This window comes from Humitalea sp. 24SJ18S-53 (assembly GCF_050632385.1).
Lineage (GTDB): Bacteria > Pseudomonadota > Alphaproteobacteria > Acetobacterales > Acetobacteraceae > Humitalea.
In genome coordinates this window covers 1,961,989-1,976,939 of sequence record NZ_CP192599.1, presented here as the reverse complement: position 1 = coordinate 1,976,939, position 14,951 = coordinate 1,961,989, and the positions used below count along the sequence as shown (strand labels likewise).

The window sequence follows — 14,951 nt, the reverse complement described above, 5'->3', positions numbered from 1 at the left end:
ACACCGTCGCCGATGCGAACGTCGTGCGCATCGGCGCTGGTCTGCGTCGCATCGCACCGAAGTCGGCCCCCGAAAGCGTTCGGGACAACGGCCGCGTGCGCGTTGGTGCGGGCCTCCGCCACCTCTGAACTTGAGCGTAGACGGCCAGCCTCTTCCGCGAGGCTGGCCGTCTACGGCGACAAGCCGACGTTGTTGGGGATGAGACGCAGATGTCCAAGGCAGTACCACCGGTTCGCTTTCATGCTTTGATCCCTGGACAGCGACCGCCGGCGCGTGCCGACCGCAGCGCGTTGGGAACGCTGCCCATTCGCGCCTGGCGTTACTGCGAGGCTGTGACGACGGCCGCCGGCTTCGGCTGGCACATGTTCCCGCCAACAGATCTACGATTGCTTTTCGACGGCCAGCGCATTTGGTGGCAGTGCAACGATGTCGGTGAGGACTGGATGCTTTTGGATGATGCGGCGCAGTTTCCATGCTTTTCTGCAACCTTTGACGCAGCCGCGCCTGAAGCGATACGCGGGTTTTCGCCACCTTTTCTGACGGCGTTGCCGGAACCGGGCGTTGTGCAAATATGGACCGGGCTGCTGGCCCGTAGCGCACCAGGCTGGAGCCTTCTGGTGCGTAGTCCGCCGAACGTGCCTCAGATGCCGGGCATCGAAGTTTATGAGGGCTTGGTCGAGACCGATGCTTGGTTCGGTCCGATTTTCACGAATGTCCGAATCACGCGCACGGACGAACCGATCACCTTACGGCCGGAATGGCCGCTGGTCCTTGCGCAACCCGTACCGCGCCCTGCCTATGCCGACGCTTGGCTGAACGGTGCAGAGATTTCACGCGGCTTCGAAACCATGGGCGATGCCGAATGGGCTGGCTACGATTCGGCGGTTGCGGCGCCCATCCGTGATGGCGCTTATCGTCCGGGCCACTATGCTGTTGCAGTTCGAAAAAGGCGCAAGGCAGAGGAAGCCGGTAGTTGTCCATTCACAGCTGGCCGCGAGCATTCTCCATCGGTGCTACAAGCGACTTGATGAATCGCTCCAGCCACGTCGTCGGGTGCATTTTCTCTGGTGCGCTGACGAAGGCGCGGCACTCGACATTATCTTGCCGAAACGGCCTTCCCCGCACGGCACGATCAGAGCAGCGGGATACTGTTGCGCCATGTTTCGACCATGCTCGAGTTTTCACTTTCGCTCGCAAAGGCACGAGGGAGCCATAGAAGCTGCGCAAAAAGCTACGAGAGACCGTTCGCATCCGGTCGCACTCCCTCCGCCAACTCACAAGCGAGTCGCGCTCTCCGCCAGACCGACCGCCACGCTGAGTGGCAGGTTTCCTGGGGTTATCGGGGCAGACCTGTTGACTGGCCGGACGCGGAGACGGGCGAAAATCGCGCTCCGAGGGCCCTTGCTCTCCGGACCTCCTGACTTGGCCGATTTAGTACGGAACGCAGAATTCCAGGTAAATGGCGGGTTTCAGCGCGGTCGGCACTTGCCGTGGTTCGAACCTCGCTTGAAGCGGTTTACGCATGTCGTATACGGCCCATAGCGCTGCGGAATATCGGCCCACGGCGCGCCAGTCCGTAACCGCCAGAAGATGCCGTTCAGAACACGGCGATCATCCACCCGCGCTTCTCTCTTACTTTGGCGTCTCCCTAAAGAAGCGCCACCGGCCGCTGCCGCTGCGCATCCTCGATTGGGCTTTTTCAAAGCGTGTCAAGCAGGACGAGAATGGCATCTGTTGCGATGCATGTTTCTTCGGACGGTTCCGAGCGAAGGACAGCACCCGCTTCGTCTGCACGGGTCTGGGCATTAGCCCACCCCCACCGTCGAACTCGCGTCAGAGCATTGCGATCGGTCGCTAAGTCTCCGGTTTTGTCACGATCGCGTTGAGCCAGCGTTCACCGTCGCGGCCGATACGCACGTCAGCCGTAATCCAAGCTTCGACAAGGACGAGCCCTGTTCCCCTTAGCGCGACGCCCAGCGTCTCGGCCGTGTGGTCAGTGAAGCGTCGGCCACCGGCCATGCGTTCCCCGGCGCCAAGTTTGAAGGACATGTACATTGCTCCGCCGCCGCGAAGGGCGCAGGCGAGGCGGGTGGCGACAGAAGGAAAGTCCGCAGCCGTGACATGCAAGAGCGATGCACAGGCCAAGATGCCGTCGAACGCATCCTTCCACGCAACGTCTTCGAACCGCATAAGGTGGATCTCGACCTGGGCGCCAGCACGGCCGCGGGCCAGCCGGACCATCTCCGGCGAGGCGTCAAAGCCAACGACCTTGAAGCCTCGGTCCGCGAAGGCACCTGCATCCCGCCCGATGCCGCATCCGGCATCCAGGATGCTCCCAGCCGACGGCACATGCGCAAGAAAGCGATCGTACAGAGAGGACATGTCGACGTCAGCGGTGCGCGCCGATCAAAGCCAATCCCAGCCGCGCCATCGCGCCTCCGATCAACTGGAGGCTCTACAAGAAACGCCATCAGGTCGAGTGCTTCTTCAACAAGCTCAAGCGGTTCCGCCGGATCGCCATGCGCTGCGAGAAGACCCTCCCCGCCTTCACGGGCTTCGTCCATCTCGCATGCGCGATGATCTGGCTACGATAAATGCAGACAGCGCCTAGGCGAGACGCCTGACACGCGCGCAAAATTCCACGCAGAGGTACGCCACCAACGACAAGGCGCACAGTATGGGAACAATAAAAATAAGCACACCAATAGATGAATAAGTTATGCCGTTAATCCAATCGACACAGAAATAGTTTCCGTAACCCAAATCCCAGAAGAAAAAATATGCAATGGACATCATGGCCATCGATCCGAAGCAAATCGAGATTTTTCTGATCGCCGCTGGGGTGATTTGGAGATTGCGTCGCAGCTTAGCATGGTCCAGCATATTTGCGCTTCGGTGAAAGGTCGCGATCAACAAGCAGATGATGATAGGAAAGTGCCCTATCAAGTCGACGAATCCAAAGTCGAGCACCGCCGCCAGCATAATAGCCAGCAGAGCGATCGCGGACATCTTCCTGGTCCAGACCCCACCAAATATCAATGTGAAGGCGGCAACCCACTCAACCCATCCGGCCAATGCCATGAAGGATATTGATGAAAAACCGAACGTCAGATACGGGCGTGCTTCTAGTAAAGGATAAGTCCACTGCGGATAACTCCACTTCTCAATGGCGCCCCAGGCGAGGGTTAGCGCCAAACTTATTGTTAGAATGAAGACACGATGGTGAAATATCCACTGAAAATTAACATTACGCCAGTCGGAGATAGAAATTGAGATTAAATATACCGAAATTCCTAGAAAAATGGGATAATCAAGTATATGAAAGATGCCGAATTTCTCGCAAGCGAGAAACCAAAGGAACGCGACGCCAAGTCCAGCTACCCAGCAGACATGGCGTGAGAGGCAGAAGGCTGCGAGGATTAATTGAAGATTTTGCGTCGCCGAATTGCCGGAATAGGTCTCAGGGGTTAGGAAGACGGGATCAGGGAGTTGGCTAACGAAGACGAGCCAGATGCCTGTCGAGAGACGCAGCAAATGATCGGTGTTCAATTCGCTAATTTGAGTAAAAGAAAATCGTCTAGCGATTGAGGATTGAGAAATCCCGAAACGATCGATGCCGACGCAGACGACTATGATGAAGGTGGAAACTACCATCCCCCAGATCCAGGCTGGATTGTTCGCGAAGATCGTTGGTGGATTAGGAATATTATTTAAATCATAGGAAGAAAACCATTTAATGTGTGCGCTAGCTTCACCGCTCCACAGAGTTGCTCCACCGAGAAATGCTGCCGCTGCACCGAAAAAATTCCGCATCAGAGAATCCCGCATTGACAGCGGGAATCTCTCCCAAAAAGGATATCAGCTTGTTAAGCCGTGATTGATTTTAGCTGCGCTGCAGCACGAGCATCCTCGGTCGTGGACAAGTGCTTCGATGCCCGCGATTTCGTTGTCGAACTGCACGAGATCGACGTGACTCCGCACCTCGCGCAGGACCCCCGCGGGCAGAAGTCAACTGTCGACGGGCGAACGAGGCGACAAGATAGGGCAACATCGGAACGTTTGGACTCGTTAGGAATTCCCTGGGCGGTCGAAATCTGATTCGCCCTGCCTGCTGGGCATGGAGGCTGCCGGGGCTGGTGCTGATGCGACAGAAGCCCGGCACCGCGAAGGGGGTGGTGTTCGTCACGCTGGAGGATGAATTCGGAGAAGCCAATCTGCTCGTCTACGCTAAGATCGGTGCGCGCGATCGCCAGGCGCTGCTGGGGTCCAGGCTGATGGTCGCCGAGGGCCATGTGGAACGGGTGGATGAGCACACCGAGGTGCCAATTGTGCACCTGATCGTGCGACGGCTCCTGATCGGTCGGACCTGCTCGATGGGCTTTTGCGGGGGCTGATATCGCCAGCGCCGGCTGGGTGGACCCCGGCTTGGCGCGGGCGGATGAGGTGAAGCGGCCCGATCCCGGATCGCGAAGTGTGAAGATCAAACTGCCCAGCCGGGATTTTCGGTAAGACGTCGGGCGATCTCGACAGACGGCATTGGTGATCGTCTTTTTGCAGATGATTATCTGCAGCCAGAAAAATAATACTCGGGATAAGGCGAAATGGGACGAGGTGGAGCCCTTACGACCTGCGCAGACGTTATGCGCTGGCGGGTCGGCCTAGGCTCAGGACTCATTGTCCGATCCAGAAGATGACGGTTGCTGCGATGCAGATTGCGGAGAAGCAGGTGTGTGCGCATCGGTCGTAGCGTGTTGCGATGCGTCGCCAGTCCTTGAGACGGCCGAACATGATCTCGATGCGGTGTCGTTGGCGGTAGAGCAGGCGGTCGTAGGGCAGTTCGAACTTGCGGGTTTTGTTTGATGGGATGCAGGGCGTGATGCCGCGGGCAAAGAGGGCTGTGCGATAGCGGTTGCTGTCATAGCCCCGGTCGGCGATGAGGTGGCGGGCTGGCGGCAAGGCATCGATCAGCAGCCCCGCTCCCTTGGTCACTCATCTGGCCTTCGGAGAGCAGCATGACGATAGGCCCTCCCTGGCCATCGCAGACGGCGTGGAGCTTGGAATTCAATCCGCCCCTGGTGCGCCCGATGCGGCGGGGAACAGCCCCTTTTTGAGCATGCTGGCGGAGGTGCGATGGGCCTTGAGATGGGTGCTGTCGATCATCAGCCGGTCGGGCTCGCCCGCCTGGCCGGCCAGCCCTGCGAAGATGCGGTCGAAGACGCCCAGGCGGCTCCGGCGGATGAAGCGGTTGTAGAGGGTCTTGTGCGGGCCGTAAGCGGGCGGTGCGTCGCGCCAGCGCAGGCCGGCACGGATGACGAAAACGATGCCGCTGAGGACGCGCCGGTCATCGACCCGCGGCACGCCGTGCGAGAGCGGGAAGAAGGGCTCTATCCGCCGCATCTGCGCGGGCGAGAGCAGGAAGACATCGGTCATGGCGGTACCTCCGCCACCCCCAGAATCACAACCGCCCGCGCCTATGCAAGCAAATTACTGGCTCCTGAGCCTAGTATCTAGCAGGCTGCTGAAAAGCTACCACCGTCGGGCGGTGAAGGCGCTTTCGTCGCCGCGGTGGAAGCGGATCTCGCCGGTGAGAGTGCCATCCTCTTCGAGTTGGGCATCGCCATCGCCGCCGGCGAAGAGATTCGAACCCTCTACCCCGCGCCTGGCGCCATCACTGGCGTACTGCGACAAAGCAGTGGACTTCCCCTCCCCCGGAAGCATTGCTGTGGAGGACGGGGCGAGCAGGCGAGCCCGACCCGGCCGCCCGGGCCATCCCGGGCTCGTCCTTGTGCAAGCGCTGCATTCCGCGGCGCAGCACGAGGACTGACCCATGACCAAGCCAACGCCACTTTCCGTCGCCCAGGCTCTGATCCTGAGCACCGCCGCGCAACGACCCGATCACATGGTCTTGCCCTTCCCGTCGAGCCTGCGCGCCCGCGGCGCTGCCCAGCGCCACCTCGTCACTTCCCTGATCAAGCTCAGCTTCATCGAGGAGGTTCTCACGCTGCTGCCCGCCTTGAGCTGGCGCCAGGATGAGCAGGGTCTCCTGCACGCCCTGCGCATTACCGACGCTGGCCTCGCAGCAATCGGTATCGCTGTAGACCCGGCGGTGGTCGCTGCGGCCCGGCCCTCGCCAACCTGCTGACCGACGCGGTTCTGAGGCAGGTGGAAGCCGGCGACGTGAAGGCGTTCGGGAAGGGCGCCGTGGTCGGGACGGCCGGCGAAATCGAGCACGCGGCGGCCCTGATCCACTCGCTGCACTTCGGCAATGTGTGCCGCGACCTCCTGGGCGGCAGCTCCTTCATGCCGTTCGTGCAAAAGCGGACGGGACCTGGCTGCCGGATCGATGTGCCGATGAAGAACAAGCTGAAGGAGAATGAAGGGTCCCGAGCGCATTTTCTGACGGCGGAGATCTCTCTGTCGGATGCGCCTGCGCCGGACGAGATTGTTGTCGTGCTAGCCGTCGCGGATGGGGGGCGGCCGCATCACCGGATCGGCGATCGGTATCTAGACAAGTTGGAGATGGAGAAGGGCTGAGAGGTCATCTCAACGCTTCCGGATTGCAAGTCGAGCGTCGGATCGCTGAATTAGGTTGGAGCCCAACAGCGCCTGTTTCGGCCGTCGTGAGCGATGTAGTGATCTGCGGCGAACCAGCCGGGGCGCTGCGCTTCGCCTTTGGCTCCGCGCCCCGGCCTCTGACCGCACCGATTCCATGTGACCGTCAGATCATGTCAAGACTTATACACGCTCGACGGGTTTGGACATGGGCGTACGCTTAGGCTTCCACCTAGGCCCTCAGGGTAGCGCCGCTGTCCGGTCGAAATGGGGGCCGCTCCACCCATTGATTCCGAAGGCCCAAGAACGCGTAACTGCAATGATGACGAAGCATCGCCGTCGATTGCGACGCACCGCCTCAATCCCAAGATTATGCAAATATGCTCGAGTCCTGGGCGCCATCTTGAAGGATACGCCGATTGCGGCGAACCTGCGCCACAGGGGTACCTTTGGGTAAGATCGGTAATGTCGTCGTGAACGGTCGAATCCTACGTTTCTGACGGCTCTCAACGGCTGCTCAGACGCGTCTCTGGTGTTCCTGCAGGAGCGCATGCGCGGTCTCGAACAGGCGCCTCTCGTATACAACGCGCACTTAAGCGCGGCTGAAGAAATGGGACGATCCATGAGTGCACGCATCGCGATCATCGGAACCGGGGCGGTCGGCGGATACGCCGGCGCGCACATGGCGCGAGCGGGGGAGGACGTGACCTTTGTCGATTTCTGGCCAGAGAACGTCCAGGCGATCCGCAACAAAGGCCTCCGCATCAGCCATTTGCGCGATGTGCCGGAATTCTCCGTTCCCGTCCGCGTGCTGCACCTGACGGAGATGCAGGGCCTCAGCAAGGAAGCCCCGATCGACATCGCCTTCATCTGCGTGAAGTCCTACGATACCGCCTGGGCGACCATGATGGTGAAGCAGTACCTGGCCCCCAGTGGCTACGTGGTCTCACTGCAGAACTGCATGAACGAGGAGACCATCGCTGGCATCGTGGGTTGGGGCCGCACGCTCGGTGCAATCGCCAGTTCCATCACCGTCGACCTCTGCGAACCCGGGCATGTCCGCCGAGCCGCCGGCAAGTCCGGCGCCGCGCATACCGTGTTCCGCGTGGGCGAGGTGCACGGTCGGATCACCGACCGCGCCCGGGAGGTCGGGCGCCTGGTCGCGCTCGCCGACAGCACCCAGGTCACCGCCAACCTCTGGGGCGAGCGCTGGTCGAAGCTGGTGACCAATGCCATGGGCAACGGCGTCTCCGCCTGCACCGGCCTGATCAGCCGCGATATCTTGCTGGATGACACCCTACGCGCCTTCACCGCACGCCTCGGCAGCGAGGCGATCAGGATCGGCCAGGCGCTTGGCTACCAGCTCGAGGAGATCCACCACCTCGCCCCTGAGACCATCGCCCGTGCCGGTGAGGGCGACGCCGCGGCGCGCCGCGTTTACGACGAGCGCCGGCTGGACGAGGCGACCAAAGGCGGCGGCGCGCACCGTCCCTCCATGGGCCAGGACATGGTGAAGGGCCGCCGCACCGAGATCGGGTTCCTCAATGGTTTCATTGTGGGGCGCGGCCAGGAACTCGGCCTCGCCGCGCCCGCGAACGCGGCCCTGACCAGCATTGTCAAACGGGTTGAGAATGGCGAGCTCCAGGCCGATGCGCGGCACATCCTGGATCTGCGCCTGAACTGACGATGGATGACCGACCGACGAGGACGTCCCAGGTCGGGCTGGCCGGGGACGGCCGATTGACCCTCAGGCCGATCTGCAAGCCATGCACAGCGAGCCGGTCGACATCAACCAACTCCTCCTCGGCGCGCCGGCCACCAAGGGTAGTGCCCGGCGCGGACGATTCTCCGGACAATAGCCGCTGTATCAAGGCGCCGAGGTCGGCGGCGCACACCGACTTGCGTAGCCGAACGTCATTCTTCTTCGCGATACCAGATCGCTTTGTCACGCACGTCCTTCACCCGATTGCCTTGCCCGGGCGAGAGTTCTTGTTGCCGCCGGAGCGGCGTCGCTGTTAGCCTTTGCATCGGTGCTCCGAACCTCGTCAGGGCGCTGGTATCCAGCCGGGCCGTTCGGGTTGGAGGTGGGGGCCAGTAGGCCACTGACGACAAAGGCGGGCGGCACTGATGTGACGGCAACATCATCGCTGCGGCAGGCGGATCCAGGGTCAACGGAACAAGGTCGCGCTTCGGCGCGGCATAAGACCGCGAACAACCGCGGCGACGGAGAGGAATGATGGCGAAGCTCAACGTGAACGGTCGCGAGATCGACGTGCAGGTCGAGGACGATACTCCCCTGCTCTGGGTCCTGCGCGAGCAACTGGGCCTGACCGGGACCAAGTACGGCTGCGGCATCGCCCAATGCGGCGCCTGCACCGTGCATATCGATGGCAACGCGATCCGCAGTTGCGCGATGCCGGTCTCGGCCGTCACCGACGCACAGAAGATCGTCACCATCGAGGGCCTGTCGCCGAACAGCAGCCACCCGATCCAGCAGGCGTGGCTGGCGCTGGACGTGCCGCAATGCGGCTTCTGCCAACCCGGCATGATCATGGCCGCCGCAGCCCTGCTGGAGGCGACGCCGCGCCCGACCGAGGCGCAAATCCGTGACGAGATCACCAATATCTGCCGTTGCGGCACCTACAACCGCGTGATCGCGGGCATCCAGCGCGCGGCCAATCCCGGCGCGGCAGGTTAGCGGGAGAGACGCAGATGAACGCCATCCGCACAGCCACCCGCCGCGGCGTCCTGGGCAGCGCCACCGCCGCCCTCGGCGCCTTCACCTTCGGCTTCCATGTCGGCCTGCCCGGCGATGCCGCGGCCCAGGTTGCAACCCAGCCCGAGGTCAATGCCTGGGTCGTCGTCAAGCCCGACGACACCGTCGTCATCCGCATCGCGCGATCGGAAATGGGGCAAGGAACCCTGACGGGCCTGGCGCAGATGGTCGCCGAGGAGCTGGAATGCGACTGGGCCAAGGTCACCACAGAATACCCGACCCCGGGCCAGAACCTGGCGCGCAACCGCGTCTGGGGCAGCATGTCGACTGGCGGCAGCCGCGGCATTCGCGAAAGCAATGAATACGTCCGCAAGGGCGGCGCGGCGGCGCGCATGATGCTGGTGCAGGCCGCCGCCAATGCCTGGCGCGTGCCCGCCGCCGAATGCACCGCCGCGGCCAGCGTCATCACCCATGGCCCGACCGGCCGCACCACCACCTATGGCACGGTCGCCGCGGCGGCGGCGCTGCTGGCAGCGCCGGCTGTGGCCGATGTGCCGCTGAAGGACCCGCGCGACTGGAAGCTGATCGGCCGGCCGGTGGCGCGGCTCGATACCGCCGCCAAGCTGAACGGCAGCCAAGTCTATGGCATGGACCTGACCATGCCGGGCCTGCTGAACGCCGCGATACAGGCCTGCCCGGTGTTCGGCGGCACGGTCGCCGCGGTGGACAGCACCGCGGCCGAGGCCATGCCCGGGGTGAAGCGCGTGCTGCGCGTCGGTGATTATGCCGTCGCCGTAGTGGCCGACACCTGGTGGCGCGCCAAGACCGCGCTGGAGGCGGTGAAGATCACCTGGAACAATGGTGAGAATGGCAATGCCTCCTCGGCCGCTTTCGCCGAGGTGCTGCGGGCAGGGCTGGATGCGCCGCAGGCCGCCGTCGGCAATCGCGCCGGCGATGCCCGTGCCGCGATCGCCGGGGCGGCGAAGCGGGTCGAGGCCATCTATGGCTACCCGCACCAGAACCACGCCTGCATGGAGGTGATGAACGCCACCGCCATCTGGACGCCGACGCGTTGCGAGGTCTGGACCCCGACCCAGAATGGCGAGGCCGCCCACGCCGCGGCGGCCGAGGCGGCCGGGCTGCCCCCCTCCGCCTGCGAAATCCACAAGATCCACCTCGGCGGTGGCTTCGGCCGGCGAGGCGCCGTGCACGACTGGGTCCGCCAGGTGGTGGATATCGCCAAGCAAATGCCCGGCACGCCCGTAAAACTGCTGTGGTCGCGGGAGGAGGATATGCTCCAGGGCCGCTTCCACCCGGTCACCATGTGCAAGCTGACCGCGGGGCTTGACGCGCAGGGCAACCTGGCCGGTCTGGCCATGCGCATCAGCGGCCAATCCATCGTCGCCGGCATCTTCCCGCAGAACATCCGCGACGGCCGCGACCCCGTGGTATTCCAGGGGCTGAACGCCGGCGGTGGCGAGGCCGATATCGGGTATGGCATTCCGCACCTGCTGATCGATCACGCCATGCGCAACCCGCATGTGCCGCCGGGCTTCTGGCGCGGGGTGAACCTGAACCAGAATGCGATCTACCTGGAATGCTTCATGGACGAGTTGGCGCATGCCGCCGGCCGCGATCCGCTGGACTTCCGCCGCGCGCTGATGGGCGACTACCCGAAGCACCTGGCGGTGCTGAACGCCGTCGCCGAACGCGCCGGATGGGGCACGCCAGCCCCGGCCGTGGGCGGGCAGCCGGTCTTCCGGGGCCTGGCGCAGACCCATGGCTTTGGCTCCTACGTCGCCGCCTGCGCCGAGGTGTCGGTCAGCGACGCCGGGGTACTGAAGGTACATCGCATCGTCGCCGCCACCGACCCGGGCTATGCCGTGAACCCACAACAGATCGCAGCGCAGATCGAAGGGTCCTTCGTCTATGGCCTGTCGGCCGCGCTGTACGGGGCCTGCACGGTCAAGAACGGGCGCATGGAGCAGGAGAATTTCGACACCTATCGCGTCATGCGGATGGACGAGATGCCGAAGGTCGAGAGCATCGTGATGGGCTCCGGCGGTTTTTGGGGGGGCGTCGGGGAGCCGACGATCGCCGTCGCGGCCCCGGCCGTGCTCAACGCCATCTTCGCCGCGACCGGCAAGCGGGTGCGGGAACTGCCGCTGCAGAACACCGACCTGCGCCGGGGGTGATGGCGATGCGGCGGGCAGTGCTGTTCTGCCTGCTTGCCTGGCCTGCCGCGGCCGAGGAAGCGGCGCCGCCGGGCGCTTCCTCCTGCCTCGGCTGCCACGGGCCGGCGCGGATGGGGGCCGCCATCCCATCCCTGCGCGGACGCGACCCTGCCGAGGTCGCGGCGGCGCTGCGCGGGTTTCGCGACAACTCCCGCCCGGCGACGGTGATGGACCGCCTGGCCCGAGGCTTTTCCGAACCGGAGAGCCAGGCCATCGCGGCCTGGGTGGTTCGGTGACCGTCCGCCGCCGGTCGCTGGCCCTGGCGCTGCTGCCGGCGCCCGCACTTGCCCAGGCGCCGCCGCATGTCGTCGTCATCGGCGGTGGCTTTGGCGGCGCCAGCGGCGCCCGTGCGCTGCGGGGGCACGGGCTGGGGGTCACGCTGGTCGAACCCAACCCGACCTATACCGCCTGCCCCTTCAGCAATGCCGTCATCGCCGGGCTGCGGCCGATGCAGCAGCAGCGCTTCGGCTACGCGGGTCTGCGCACGCAGGGCATCACGGTGCTGCATGCGGCCGCGACCGGTATCGATGCGGTGGCGCGGCGCGTCACGCTCGGCGATGGCAGCGTGCTGGGCTACGACCGGCTGCTGCTGGCGCCCGGCATCGCGCTGCGCTTCGATGCGCTGCCCGGCTATGACGAGGCCGCATCGGCGCTCCTGCCGCATGCCTGGCAGGCTGGTGCACAGACCGAATTGCTGGCGCGCCAGATCGAGGCGATGGAGGATGGCGGCACCATCGTCATGGCGATCCCGGCCAATCCCTATCGCTGCCCGCCGGGACCGTATGAACGGGCGAGCCTGATCGCGCATGTGCTGAGGACGCGCAAGCCGCGGTCCAAGCTGCTGGTGCTGGATGCCAAGGATGCCTTCTCCAAGCAGCGGCTGTTCGAATCCGCCTGGGCGGCGCTCTATCCTGGGCTGCTGGAATACGTGCCCTTGTCGGCCGGCGGCCGGGTCACGGGGGTGGAGGCGGAAGGGCGCGCGGTGGTCACCGATTTCACCACGCATCACGGGGATGTGGTGAATGTCATCCCGCCGCAGCGGGCCGGCGACATCGCCCGCATCGCCGGCGCCACGGACCGCTCCGGCTGGTGCCCGATCGATCCCGCCAGTTTTGAATCGCGCCTGCTGCCGCGCGTGCATGTGATCGGCGATGCGGCGATCGCGGGGGCCATGCCGAAATCGGCCTTTGCCGCCAATGCACAGGCCCGGGTCTGCGCCGCGGCCATGGCGGCGCTGCTGCGCGGGACCGCGGTGCAAACGCCAAAACTGCTGAACACCTGCTACAGTCTGGTGGCGCCGAGCTATGGCATTTCGGTCGCGGGCGCCTATCAGCCCAGCAACGGCCTGCTGGCCGATATCGCGGGTGCCGGCGGCACCAGCCCGATCGATGCGCCCGCCGCCGTGCGCGCGGCCGAGGCCGCCTATGCCGAGGATTGGTTCGAGACGATCACCGCCGATGCGTTTGGCTGACGGCGCCGTGCTGGCCTGGTGCATGGCCGCCCTGCCCTGCGGCGCGCAGCCGCTGGTCGATGCCATCCCGGCGTCGTTGACAGGCCAGCCCGGCGATCCGCTGCGCGGCCGCACCCTGGTCGCCGACCGGCAGCAGGGGCTTTGCCTGCTGTGTCACACAGGGCCCTTCCCAGAGGAGCGTTTCCAGGGAAACCTGGCCCCGCCGCTGGACGGCGCCGGCAGCCGTTGGACCGAGGGGCAACTTCGCCTACGCCTGGTCGATGCCAAGCGGTTGAATCCGGACAGCATCATGCCATCCTACTACCGCACCGAGGGGCTGACGCGGGTCAGCCCGGCCTTCCGTGACCGGACCATCCTGACCGCAGCGGAGATCGAGGACATCATCGCCTTCCTGCTGACATTGCGCGACGAGGCTGCACGATGATCACCCCCCGACGCTTGCTTGTGGCGGCCCCTGCCCTGCTGCTGCTGCCCCGCGGGGCCTGGGCGACGCCGGAGGCGATGGCGGCTGCGGTGCGCGATTTCACCGGCGGGGCCACGGTGCGGACGGGGCGGGTCGCGATGGATATCTCGCCGCTGGTGGAGAACGGCAATACTGTGCCGCTATCGGTCATCGTCGACAGCCCGATGACGGAACAGGACCACGTGCGCGCCGTCGCGGTGTTCAACGAACGCAACCCGCAGCCGCATGTCATCACCGTGCGCTTCGGGCCGCGCGCCGGGCGGGCGTTGCTGGCGACCCATATCCGGTTGGCCACGTCGCAAACCCTGTTGGCCGTGGCCGCCTGTTCCGACGGCAGTTTCTGGTCGGACAGCGCGATGGTCGTGGTTACCCTTGCCGCCTGTGTGGAGGGCTGAGCCATGGCACGCGTCTTGATCAACATCCCCGCCACCGCCCAGCGTGGCGAGGTCATCGCCATCCGCACCCTGATCCAGCACCCGATGGAAAGCGGCTATCGCCCTGGTGCCGATGGCGAGGTGATGCCGCGCGACATCATCCGCCGCTTCACCTGCACCTACGACGGCGCGGTGGTGTTTTCGGCGGAGCTGTCGCCGGCGATCGCGGCCAACCCGTTCCTGTCCTTCACCACCATTGCAACCAATAGCGGCGCGATGCTGCTGACGTGGGAGGGCGACAACGGTTTCGCGCAGACCGAGACACGGCATATCGCAGTGACATGAGGCTGCTGCCCCTCGTCCTGCCGCCCATCGTCCTGCTACTGGCGCTGCCGGCGCTGGCGCAGGAGCGTCGATCTGGCTTGCACGACATGGCACGCGAGACGCAGGCGATGCAGCAGGACGACAGCAGAAACCCCGGCATGCTTTGGGTGCTGGATGGCGAGGCATTGTGGCAGGCCGCGGCCGGTCCCGCAGGGAATAGGTGCGCGACGTGCCACGGTGACGCCGCTGTCTCGATGCGCGGCGTCGCGGCCCGATACCCGGCCTGGGATGCGGCGACCGGAGCGCCGATCGACCTGGCCGGTCGCATCGCGCAATGCCGGGAGCGGCGCCAGGGGGCGCCGCCCTTGGCGCGCGAAAGCCAGGGGCTGCTGTCGCTCGGCGCCTTTGTCGGCCAACAATCGCGCGGACTGCCGATCAGCCCGCCCGCCGATCCGCGGCTGGACGCGGCGCGCATGGAGGGGGCTGCCCTCTATACCAAACGTCGTGGCCAACTCGACCTATCTTGCGCGCAGTGCCACGACAACAATGCCGGCAGGCGCCTGGCCGGCAGCGTCATCCCGCAGGCGCATCCGACCGGGTACCCGTTGTATCGGCTGGAATGGCAGGCTGTCGGCTCGCTGCAGCGGCGCCTGCGCGGCTGCATGACCGGCGTGCGGGCGGAGCCCTTTGCCTATGGGTCTGCAGGCTATATCGCGATCGAACTGTTCCTGATGTCGCGCGCCGCCGGCATGCCGCTGGAGACGCCGGCGGTCCGGCCGTAAGGGAGGGATGCTGGTGACTGACGTTGCTCGGCTTC

15 protein-coding genes and 3 pseudogenes are annotated in these 14,951 nt (G+C 64.8%); 14 read left to right on the top strand and 4 right to left on the bottom strand.

Annotated features, from left to right (window positions below; genetic code table 11):
* The first annotated feature begins 209 nt into the window (after window positions 1-209).
* On the top strand, window positions 210-1,028 hold the full coding sequence (locus ACQW02_RS09530; RefSeq protein ID WP_431285031.1) for a DUF6065 family protein: 819 nt from the start codon (window positions 210-212) through the stop codon (window positions 1,026-1,028).
* Between the two features lie 459 nt (window positions 1,029-1,487).
* Here ACQW02_RS09530 and ACQW02_RS09525 read toward each other — a convergent pair.
* Both ACQW02_RS09525 and ACQW02_RS09520 read right to left on the bottom strand, forming a co-directional pair.
* Window positions 1,488-1,622 (bottom strand): annotated as a pseudogene (locus ACQW02_RS09525) (transposase); the annotation flags it as partial.
* A gap of 232 nt (window positions 1,623-1,854) precedes the next feature.
* The gene (locus tag ACQW02_RS09520; RefSeq protein ID WP_431285030.1) at window positions 1,855-2,382 is read right to left on the bottom strand and encodes a class I SAM-dependent methyltransferase; all 528 of its coding nucleotides are present in this window, start codon (window positions 2,380-2,382) and stop codon (window positions 1,855-1,857) included.
* A 17-nt stretch (window positions 2,383-2,399) separates the two neighbouring features.
* Between ACQW02_RS09520 and ACQW02_RS09515 the strand changes: the two are divergent.
* A pseudogene (locus tag ACQW02_RS09515) lies at window positions 2,400-2,594 on the top strand (transposase); the annotation flags it as partial.
* Window positions 2,595-2,607: 13 nt separating this feature from the next.
* Here the strand turns inward: ACQW02_RS09515 and ACQW02_RS09510 are convergent.
* A complete protein-coding gene (locus ACQW02_RS09510) occupies window positions 2,608-3,813 on the bottom strand; it encodes a hypothetical protein (protein ID WP_431285029.1) in 1,206 nt (401 codons plus the stop codon).
* Window positions 3,814-4,142: 329 nt separating this feature from the next.
* Between ACQW02_RS09510 and ACQW02_RS09505 the strand changes: the two genes are divergently transcribed.
* Window positions 4,143-4,394 carry a hypothetical protein gene (locus ACQW02_RS09505; protein WP_431285028.1) on the top strand — a complete coding sequence of 84 codons (252 nt, stop codon included), beginning with the start codon at window positions 4,143-4,145 and terminating at the stop codon, window positions 4,392-4,394.
* 277 nt (window positions 4,395-4,671) lie between these two features.
* Here the strand turns inward: ACQW02_RS09505 and ACQW02_RS09500 are convergent.
* Window positions 4,672-5,430 (bottom strand): annotated as a pseudogene (locus ACQW02_RS09500) (IS5 family transposase).
* Between the two features lie 397 nt (window positions 5,431-5,827).
* Here ACQW02_RS09500 and ACQW02_RS09495 point away from each other — a divergent pair.
* From ACQW02_RS09495 to soxA, 11 genes are all read left to right on the top strand, one after another.
* Window positions 5,828-6,142: a hypothetical protein gene (locus tag ACQW02_RS09495; protein ID WP_431285027.1), complete on the top strand. Its 315-nt coding sequence runs from the start codon at window positions 5,828-5,830 to the stop codon at window positions 6,140-6,142.
* Window positions 6,143-6,162: 20 nt separating this feature from the next.
* Window positions 6,163-6,534 (top strand): amino acid synthesis family protein, encoded by a 372-nt coding sequence (locus tag ACQW02_RS09490; protein ID WP_431285026.1) that lies wholly within the window; start codon window positions 6,163-6,165, stop codon window positions 6,532-6,534.
* Window positions 6,535-7,084: 550 nt separating this feature from the next.
* Complete coding sequence (locus tag ACQW02_RS09485; protein ID WP_431285025.1) at window positions 7,085-8,236, top strand: ketopantoate reductase family protein; 1,152 nt, start codon at window positions 7,085-7,087, stop codon at window positions 8,234-8,236.
* A 552-nt stretch (window positions 8,237-8,788) separates the two neighbouring features.
* Window positions 8,789-9,250 (top strand): (2Fe-2S)-binding protein, encoded by a 462-nt coding sequence (locus ACQW02_RS09480; RefSeq protein ID WP_431285024.1) that lies wholly within the window; start codon window positions 8,789-8,791, stop codon window positions 9,248-9,250.
* 14 nt (window positions 9,251-9,264) lie between these two features.
* The gene (locus ACQW02_RS09475) at window positions 9,265-11,463 is read left to right on the top strand and encodes a molybdopterin cofactor-binding domain-containing protein (RefSeq protein WP_431285023.1); all 2,199 of its coding nucleotides are present in this window, start codon (window positions 9,265-9,267) and stop codon (window positions 11,461-11,463) included.
* A 5-nt stretch (window positions 11,464-11,468) separates the two neighbouring features.
* The gene (locus ACQW02_RS09470) at window positions 11,469-11,738 is read left to right on the top strand and encodes a c-type cytochrome (protein ID WP_431285022.1); all 270 of its coding nucleotides are present in this window, start codon (window positions 11,469-11,471) and stop codon (window positions 11,736-11,738) included.
* Window positions 11,735-12,973, top strand: coding sequence for an FCSD flavin-binding domain-containing protein (locus ACQW02_RS09465; RefSeq protein ID WP_431285021.1), 1,239 nt, complete (start codon window positions 11,735-11,737; stop codon window positions 12,971-12,973). The genes ACQW02_RS09470 and ACQW02_RS09465 overlap by 4 nt, the downstream gene beginning before the upstream one ends.
* Window positions 12,960-13,397 (top strand): sulfur oxidation c-type cytochrome SoxX, encoded by a 438-nt coding sequence (gene soxX / locus ACQW02_RS09460; RefSeq protein WP_431285020.1) that lies wholly within the window; start codon window positions 12,960-12,962, stop codon window positions 13,395-13,397. Before ACQW02_RS09465 ends, soxX begins: the two co-directional genes overlap by 14 nt.
* Window positions 13,394-13,831, top strand: coding sequence for a SoxY-related AACIE arm protein (locus tag ACQW02_RS09455; protein ID WP_431285019.1), 438 nt, complete (start codon window positions 13,394-13,396; stop codon window positions 13,829-13,831). The genes soxX and ACQW02_RS09455 overlap by 4 nt, the downstream gene beginning before the upstream one ends.
* Before the next feature lie 3 nt (window positions 13,832-13,834).
* On the top strand, window positions 13,835-14,155 hold the full coding sequence (gene soxZ / locus ACQW02_RS09450) for a thiosulfate oxidation carrier complex protein SoxZ (RefSeq protein ID WP_431285018.1): 321 nt from the start codon (window positions 13,835-13,837) through the stop codon (window positions 14,153-14,155).
* Entirely contained in the window at window positions 14,152-14,916 is a 765-nt protein-coding gene (gene soxA, locus ACQW02_RS09445) for a sulfur oxidation c-type cytochrome SoxA (RefSeq protein WP_431285017.1), read from the top strand. Before soxZ ends, soxA begins: the two co-directional genes overlap by 4 nt.
* The last annotated feature ends 35 nt before the right edge of the window (window positions 14,917-14,951 follow it).

Bases quoted from the DNA above. Each gene is read 5' to 3' on its own strand.
- ACQW02_RS09475 (WP_431285023.1), top strand. From the start codon at position 9,265: ATGAACGCCATCCGCACAGCCACCCGCCGCGGCGTCCTGGGCAGCGCC.
- ACQW02_RS09480 (WP_431285024.1), top strand. From the start codon at position 8,789: ATGGCGAAGCTCAACGTGAACGGTCGCGAGATCGACGTGCAGGTCGAG.
- ACQW02_RS09530 (WP_431285031.1), top strand. From the start codon at position 210: ATGTCCAAGGCAGTACCACCGGTTCGCTTTCATGCTTTGATCCCTGGA.
- ACQW02_RS09505 (WP_431285028.1), top strand. From the start codon at position 4,143: ATGCGACAGAAGCCCGGCACCGCGAAGGGGGTGGTGTTCGTCACGCTG.
- soxA (WP_431285017.1), top strand. From the start codon at position 14,152: ATGAGGCTGCTGCCCCTCGTCCTGCCGCCCATCGTCCTGCTACTGGCG.
- soxZ (WP_431285018.1), top strand. From the start codon at position 13,835: ATGGCACGCGTCTTGATCAACATCCCCGCCACCGCCCAGCGTGGCGAG.
- ACQW02_RS09520 (WP_431285030.1), bottom strand. From the start codon at position 2,382: ATGTCCTCTCTGTACGATCGCTTTCTTGCGCATGTGCCGTCGGCTGGG.
- ACQW02_RS09495 (WP_431285027.1), top strand. From the start codon at position 5,828: ATGACCAAGCCAACGCCACTTTCCGTCGCCCAGGCTCTGATCCTGAGC.
- ACQW02_RS09470 (WP_431285022.1), top strand. From the start codon at position 11,469: ATGCGGCGGGCAGTGCTGTTCTGCCTGCTTGCCTGGCCTGCCGCGGCC.
- soxX (WP_431285020.1), top strand. From the start codon at position 12,960: ATGCGTTTGGCTGACGGCGCCGTGCTGGCCTGGTGCATGGCCGCCCTG.
- ACQW02_RS09510 (WP_431285029.1), bottom strand. From the start codon at position 3,813: ATGCGGAATTTTTTCGGTGCAGCGGCAGCATTTCTCGGTGGAGCAACT.
- ACQW02_RS09455 (WP_431285019.1), top strand. From the start codon at position 13,394: ATGATCACCCCCCGACGCTTGCTTGTGGCGGCCCCTGCCCTGCTGCTG.